4 protein-coding genes and 2 pseudogenes are annotated in these 7,283 nt (G+C 75.5%); all 6 read right to left on the reverse strand.

Annotated elements, in window-relative coordinates:
- Window positions 1–742: 742 nt before the first annotated feature.
- Window positions 743–1,573 (reverse strand): annotated as a pseudogene (locus KBX39_RS34075) (hypothetical protein); the annotation flags it as partial.
- A gap of 169 nt (window positions 1,574–1,742) precedes the next feature.
- On the reverse strand, window positions 1,743–2,990 hold the full coding sequence (gene moeZ, locus KBX39_RS18015) for an adenylyltransferase/sulfurtransferase MoeZ (RefSeq protein ID WP_176722780.1): 1,248 nt from the start codon (window positions 2,988–2,990) through the stop codon (window positions 1,743–1,745).
- Window positions 2,991–3,031: 41 nt separating this feature from the next.
- Window positions 3,032–3,877, reverse strand: a complete 846-nt coding sequence (locus KBX39_RS18020) for a DUF3152 domain-containing protein (RefSeq protein ID WP_104115501.1) — start codon at window positions 3,875–3,877, stop codon at window positions 3,032–3,034.
- A gap of 78 nt (window positions 3,878–3,955) precedes the next feature.
- Window positions 3,956–4,813, reverse strand: coding sequence for a DUF3152 domain-containing protein (locus KBX39_RS18025; protein ID WP_064446640.1), 858 nt, complete (start codon window positions 4,811–4,813; stop codon window positions 3,956–3,958).
- A gap of 5 nt (window positions 4,814–4,818) precedes the next feature.
- Window positions 4,819–5,814, reverse strand: a complete 996-nt coding sequence (locus KBX39_RS18030; protein ID WP_043328177.1) for an alpha/beta fold hydrolase — start codon at window positions 5,812–5,814, stop codon at window positions 4,819–4,821.
- Between the two features lie 39 nt (window positions 5,815–5,853).
- Window positions 5,854–7,283 (reverse strand): annotated as a pseudogene (locus KBX39_RS18035) (hypothetical protein); the annotation flags it as partial.

Consider the following 7,283-nt stretch of genomic DNA (forward strand, 5'->3'; position numbering starts at 1 on the left):
GAACTGTGCCGGGCTGCGGCGGTGCGGCGATCACCTGGGCGGTGGGCTCCGATGGCGGCGTGACCAGCGGAGGCAAACCCGGGGACACCGGGGCGGCCGGTGGCACCGCAACCGCCGGAGGCAGAGCGGGCGGCACCGGGCCGGGCAGCAGCAGCTCCGACACCAGCTGCGCGGCAGGCCCGGCGCTCTCGTCGGGAAGCAGATCGGGCGTGACGATCCAGGCGGACCACGGCCCCGGCCCGCTCTCCGCACCGGCCGACACCTCAGCACCGGCCGACGGATCAGGCCCTGCTCCCGATCCGGGCATCGCATCCGGCCCGGTGTCCGGACGGAACCAGGTATCCGGCCCGAGACCCGGGGCCGGAAACAGCTCCGGCGCGCCGTCCGACAGCGCGGGCGCGATCCCGGCCGACGGGTCGGTGCCGAAATTGGACGACAGGTCGGAGCCGAAGCCCGCCGAAGGGTCGGAAGCGGGACCCGCCGATGCGACCGATGCCTCGGCCGGGCCGGTCAACGGGCGAGCCGGGCCGGTCAACGGGCGAGCCGGGCCGGGCAGCGGAGACACGGGCGCAGGCGACGCGGGCGTGGAGGCGGGCGGCCCAGAGTCGGGCGCGGGCGGCGGAGACGTCGATGCGGGGAGCCGGCGCGGGCGCGGGGCCGGCATCGCGGGCGGCGGGGGCAGCTCGGCGGGGCGCGGCGACACGAACGGCGCGCCGGCTACCGGGGCCTCGGGCGTGTTCGGACGGCACGCCCGGATCGCCCGCAGCGTGGTGTGCACGTCGAACTGGTGGCCGTCGTCGCTGTCCCAGCCGCCGTCGCTGCGCTGGGTCTCGGCGAGCCGCCTGCGCGCGGACACCAGCAGCCACTGCTCCTCGCCGACGTCGACCCGGCGCAGCGTGGCGGCGAGCCAGGCCACGTCGGCCGGGGACATCCGGGGGATCCGGTCGGCCAGCACCGCCTGGATGCGCGCCGACTCGTAGTACATCTGCTGGCGGTGCAGCACCGCGGCGGCGAGCCAGCCGGCGGGCAGGAAGGACGGCCAGCTTCCGTCCGGGGCGAGCTGGGCGGCGAGCGCCTGGGCCGCCGCCTCCACCACACCGGCGTACGCGCCGCCGACCCGGTGGTCCAGCGGCCCGGCGGCGCGGGCGTCCAGCCCGGCCACCGTGAGCCAGAATCCGGCGTTGGCGGTCTGGTAGAGCCGGGCCTCCGGATCGCCGGGGGTGGCCCATTCGGGGGCGAGCCCGGCCAGCGACGGATCCTCGTCCCAGCCGCCGTCTGGTAGTTGCCGGGCGGCCAGCCAGTCCAGCGCGTGCCGGGCCGCCGGGCGGCCGAGCGCGCCGAGGTCGTCCAGCTCGGCCAGGCGGAAGCAGGTCGCGTCGATCGAGGCGACTTCGCCGTCGAGTACGGCGGGCCAGCCGCCGCCCGGCGCCGGCCCGGACTCGGCGGCGTCGAGCACGTCGGACGGCACCGGAGCGCCGGTGCGCAGCCGGGAGAGACGGGCGCGGTCCACCGCGTCTCCGTGAGCGACGACGAATCCGATCGCCGCGTCCAAGTCCACCACGGCCCTGACGGTACTGGCGCGGCCGGGGTTACGCCTCGGTAGCTCGGTCAGGGCCGGTACCGCCCACCGGTCGCCGAAGGCATCCACCTGCGGGTCGGGCGACCAGGCGTTTGTCCACGCCACGGGGTACGGAAAGCACGATGGGCCCGCCCGGGGAACCGGGCGGGCCCATCGACGTGACTCAGTACGACGGCAGGGACGGGTCGATCTGCTTGACCCAGGACAGCACGCCGCCCTGGACGTGCACGGCGTCGTTGAAGCCGGCCGCCTTCAGCGCGGCGAGCGCCTCGGCCGAGCGGACGCCGGACTTGCAGTGCAGCACGATCTGCCGGTCCTGCGGGAACTTCGCCAGCGCCTCGCCGGAGAGGATCTCGCCCTTGGGGATGAGCGTCGAGCCGGGGATGCGGACGATCTCGTACTCGGCGGGCTCGCGCACGTCGACCAGGAAGATGTCCTTGCCGGAGTCCTGCCAGTCCTTCAGCTCCAGCGCGGTGATGGTCGAGTCGACCACCGCCTCCTGCGCCTCGTCGGAGACCGCGCCGCAGAAGTCCTCGTAGTCCTCCATGAGGTCGGTGAGGGTCGGGTTCTCGCCGCAGAGCACGCAGTTCGGGTCCTTGCGGACCTTGATCTTGCGGTAGCTCATCTCCAGGGCGTCGTAGACCATCAGCCGGCCGACGAGCGGCTCACCGATGCCGGCGAGCAGCTTGATCGCCTCGTTGACCTGGATCGACCCGATGGACGCGCAGAGCACGCCGAGCACGCCGCCCTCGGCGCAGGAGGGGACCATGCCGGGCGGCGGGGGCTCCGGGTAGAGGCAGCGGTAGCAGGGGCCGTGCTCGGCCCAGAACACCGACGCCTGGCCGTCGAAGCGGTAGATCGAACCCCAGACGTACGGCTTGCCGAGCAGCACCGCGGCGTCGTTGACCATGTACCGGGTGGCGAAGTTGTCGGTGCCGTCCACGATCAGGTCGTACCGGGAGAAGATGTCCCGGACGTTCTCCCGGTCCAGCGCGGTGTTGTGGATCTCCACGTTGACCAGCGGGTTGATCTCGCGGATCGACGCGGCGGCGGACTCGGCCTTGGAGCGGCCCACGTCGGAGACGCCGTGGATGACCTGGCGCTGCAGGTTCGACTCGTCGACGGTGTCGAAGTCGATGATGCCGAGCGTGCCGACACCGGCCGCGGCCAGGTAGAGCAGGGCCGGCGAGCCGAGGCCGCCGGCGCCGACACAGAGCACCCGGGCGTTCTTCAGCCGCTTCTGCCCCTCGACCCCGACGTCCGGGATGATCAGGTGGCGCGAGTATCGGCGGATCTCGTCTACGGTCAGCTCGGCGGCGGGTTCGACGAGCGGGGGCAACGACACGGTGGACTCCCCGGGATCGGCGGTGTGACCGCGCCATTGTCGCTCGCCCGGACGGGGATCGGCCATGATGAGGGACACTCGGCCCGAACTGCGGGACCGGGAATAACTCAGACCCCGTCGGTGGGCTCGCCGGAGTATCGGGCCCCGTCGACGTACGGCCAGGCGTTCGGCAGGCAGCCGTCCAGCCCGTACGTCTGCTGCTGCATCACCGGGGCGGGCGCGCCGGGCGCCGGGCACGCCTGGTGCAGCTCGCCGAACTCGTGCCCGACCTCGTGGTTGATCACGTAGGTCCGGTAGACGTCCAGCGGGGCGCCGTAGTCGGGCACCGCCGTCATCCAGCGGGCCAGGTTGAGCACGACCCGGCCGGGCAGCCGGCAGGAGGTGTACCGGTCGGTGCGCAGTCCGCCCTCGGCGCACATCCGCTCCGAGGTGACGGGGGTGGCGAGGTAGACGGTGAAGTCGGCGGCGGCCGCCTCGGGCACCCGCTGCACCCGCAGTTCCCCCGACGCGATCCAGCTGCGCGGGTCGCCGAGCACCGCGTCCACGGTGGCGGCGAAACCGTCGGCGTCCTGCCCCGTACCGTGCTCGACCTCGACCCGGTAGCGGCGCAGCGGCCCGGCGTGTCCGCGTACCGGGGATCGGCCCTGGGCCACGGCGAACGTGCCGGGGCCGGCGGTGGGGTAGCCGGTCGGCGGCGCGGCCGGGACGTCGGCCTCGGCGGCCCCGCGGGCGAGCGACGGCTCGGCCGCGAGCGACGTCCCGCCGGGCCCGGGGGCGTTCAGCCGGGTGACGCCGACCGCTCCGCTGCCGGCGGCCAGCAGCATCGCCAGCAGCAGCACCGAGCGGCGGCGACGACGGCGCATGCGGCGCACCGTGGGACGCTCGGCCGGGTGACGGGGCGGCGGTCGGCGGCGCGGCTCGGCGTGCATGTCGTAAGGGGACGACGAGGTCATGACATCAGCGTGCCATGCAATTCGGGCATTTAGCTGCTTTTGCCGCCTATGCCGCGAATGTTCTTCACGAACCGGCGGTCACAGGCTCGGCCCGGCGTACCGCTTCCCGCCCACGTAGGGCCACGGGTTCGGGCGGCAGCCGTTGAGGAAGAGCGTCTGCTGCTGCATCACCGGCGCGGCCCGCCCCGCCCGCGGACACCCCTCGTGCCGGTGCCCGAGCTGGTGGCCCACCTCGTGATTGATCACGTAGAGCCGGTAGTCGTCGAGCGTCATCCCGGCGGCGACCAGGTGCGGCGCGGAGGTCCGCCACCGGTCCAGGTTGATCACCACCTTGCCCGGAACCCGGCAGGACGTGTACGGCACGCCGCCCACGCGGATGTCGATCCCGCCCGCGCCGCACAACCGCCGCGCCGTCTCCCGGGTGGCCAGGTAGATCGTGAAGTCGTACCCGCTGCCCGGCCCGACCCGCTGCAACCGCAGCCGGCCTCCGTCCACCCAGCTGCCCGGGCCGGCCAGCGCCCGCTGCACCGCCTCGCCGAAGTCGCGGACCTGCTCGCCCGAGCCGTTCTCGACCGCCACCCGGAACCGCTGCAGCGGCCCGGAGCGGCCCAGCACCCCGCCGGGCCGGTCGTCGTAGCCGAAGCTGCCCCGCCCCTTCGCCGGCCCCGGGTCGGACAGCGTCAGCACCGGCGGCGGCGAGGAACTGGGCGTCACCACCGGCGACGGGGACACGCTCGGCGGCGTCCGCGTCGGCGCCGGAGGCTGGGCCACGAACCCGTCGGTGACCCGCGTCCCCGCCCCCGCCGACGGAAGTTGCAGCGCCGCGCCGACGCCGACCGCGGCGACGGCGAGGAAGGCGCACACCACGAGGGCGGAGCGCCAGGGACGAGCGGAGGCCCGGGACCGGGCGGTGCGGGGAGGGCGTGAGCTGGGCATCCGGCTCAGCCTGCCATGTCGCGCCCCGTTCCGCTCTCCCCCGCACCGGCGTCCGGCGACGACGGCTCGCCGAGCAGCCCCAGCACCGCCCGCGCCACCGTCCGCGGGACCTCCAACTGCGCCACGTGCCCGACGCCGTCGAGCATCAGCAGCCGGCTGTCCGGGATCACGCGGGCCGCCTGCGGCGCCACCCGGACGTCGACCAGGCGGTCCTGCCTTCCGCCCACCACCAGCGTGGGCGCCCGCACCGCCGCCGCCTGCCGCCACAGCGCGCCCTCCCCCGGCAGGTACGAGCGCAGGAAACTGCCGACCAGTCCCCGGAAGGTACGCACGTACGCGGCGGCGTGGTGCGCGGCCTCGTACCGGACCCGGATCTCGTCGATCGCCTCCTGCCGGCGCTGCTCGCTGATCCGGGTCAGATCCGCGACGCACGCCTCCATCACCTGCTGCGCCGCCACCTCGGGCGTGAACTGGGCCAGCCGCCAGGCGGCCAGCCGCTCACCACGGGGGATCGCCAGCAGCGGAAGCATCCGCCCCTGCAACGAACGCCGGAAGTCCAGGAACGGCAGGGCCGGCGAGATCAGGGTGAGCGTGCGGACCAGGTCCGGCCGCAGCGCCGCCACCCGGACCGAGATCGCGCCGCCGAGCGAGTTGCCGAACAGGTGCACCGGCCCCCGGTCGGTGTGCTCGATCCAGCGGATCACCCGGTCGGCGAAGGCCGGGATGGTGTAGCGCGGTCCGGGCTCGCTGCGCCCGAAGCCGGGCAGGTCGATCGCCTGGCCGTCGAGCCGGCCGGCGAGCAGGCCGGCCAGATCGGTCCAGTTCTGCGCGGACCCGCCGAGGCCGTGCACGTACAGCGCCGGTTCCGCGCCGGGCCCGGTCGCCGGGGTCTCCCGGACGTGCACGAGCGTGCCGTCGAGCCGGACGTGCCGGCCGGGCCAGGGCGGCGGGACCTCGTGCGCGGGGAGGCTGTGCTCCGGCCAGAGTGCGGCGCGTTTCATGTCTCCAGTCTTCCCCGCGCGCGCCGTACCGCACACCGTTCAGGCGAGCAGCGCCTCCAGCCGCCGGTTCACCGCCGCCAGCGTGGCCCGCACGACCGCCTGCCGGGGATCCCCGGCGACCAGGGCCGACCCGGCCAGTTGCTCCACCCAGCCGTCGCAGACCAGCAGCACGACAACGGTCGCCACCTCGCAGTTGCCGAACGGCACCACGGCGGCGTGCTCCACGAAGCACCGGCCGTGCTCACCGGCCGGGACGCCCCGGCCGAGCAACTCGTCCACCGCCGCGGCCGCCGCCACCGCGCACAGCCGCAGCACGTACCCGTCGACGGCCGGCCCGGTCGCGTGGCCCTCGGCCGTCCGGTCGCCAGCGATCAGGCGGACCTCAGTGGTGGCGTCCAGGCCGAACGTGCTCACCAGGACGTGCTCGATGACCACCCGGGGCCCGGGCGCGCCGCCGGTGTCGAGCGGTCGCGACGGCGCGGTCTCCGTCGTGGTCATCTGCCCACCGGAGTACGAGGTGCCGAGCGTCACCGGGCTGCCGGTGGACATGCCGGTCGGCGCGGCGGCCAGCGACGTCTCGTCGACAGCGGCCCGGCCCCGGTGGGTGGCCTGCCGGCGGCGGCGCGGCGGCTCGTCGCCCTCGGCCGGGGCGTCGGCCGGACGCGCCGCGCGGTCCGTGCCGCCGAACCGTCCCTCACCGGAGCGGTTCGCGGCCGGGCGCACCACACCGGTACGCGTCGGCGTCTCGTCCCCGGCCGGTCCGGGCTCGTCACCGTTGCGGGGCGCGGGCACCGCCGTCCGCGTCTCGTCCGGCAGGGCGCGGGCGTGGATCGGCCCGGGCGAACGGCCCTCGCCCGCCCGTGCCTCACCGGCCCGGTCCAGCCGGGCCGATCGGCGGCGCAGTGGGGCCGGCGGCGGCACGACCGGCGCGCCGGGCAGGTTCTGCGGCGCCGCCGCCAGGCCCATCCGTTCCTGGAGCAGCCGGGCCTCCAGGCGGCTGACCTCTGCCGGGTCCGCGCCGTCGGCCAGGTCGAGCCGGAGGCTGTGTGCGCCGGCCGGGGTACGGCGCAGCGCCGCGTCGCGTACGCCGGCCACCTCGCGGACCGCGTCCAGGATCGCGTTGACGTCGAAGCCCTCCGGGCGCTCACGCAGCGGCGCGGGTTCGTCGTCCCGGCGCAGGTGGGTGGCGATGCGGGCGAGTTCGGGGGTCTCGGCGGACGGTTCCACTGCGGGCGGCTCCGGCACGACTGGCACGTCCGGCTCGGCGGGGACGCGCTGCGGCGGCACCACTGGGGCCGGTTCCTCCGGTCGGGGCTCGGTGGCCGCGTCGGCGGCCGGCACGGGTTCCGGCGCGGACCGGCGGGCGGCGTAGGGGGGCGCGCTCGCCGGTTGGGCCGCGGAGGTGCGGTCGGTGTGGGCCGCGCCGCTCGTGGCGGGGACACCGGAGATCGGCCGCGCCGGCACACCGG

The sequence above is a fragment of the Micromonospora sp. D75 genome, from assembly GCF_018070405.1.
GTDB classification, from domain to species: domain Bacteria; phylum Actinomycetota; class Actinomycetes; order Mycobacteriales; family Micromonosporaceae; genus Micromonospora; species Micromonospora chalcea.

Excerpts from the sequence above, each read along its gene's own strand:
- KBX39_RS18020 (WP_104115501.1), bottom strand. The coding sequence starts at position 3,877 with ATGACCTCGTCGTCCCCTTACGACATGCACGCCGAGCCGCGCCGCCGA.
- KBX39_RS18025 (WP_064446640.1), bottom strand. The coding sequence starts at position 4,813 with ATGCCCAGCTCACGCCCTCCCCGCACCGCCCGGTCCCGGGCCTCCGCT.
- KBX39_RS18030 (WP_043328177.1), bottom strand. The coding sequence starts at position 5,814 with ATGAAACGCGCCGCACTCTGGCCGGAGCACAGCCTCCCCGCGCACGAG.
- moeZ (WP_176722780.1), bottom strand. The coding sequence starts at position 2,990 with ATGGCCGATCCCCGTCCGGGCGAGCGACAATGGCGCGGTCACACCGCC.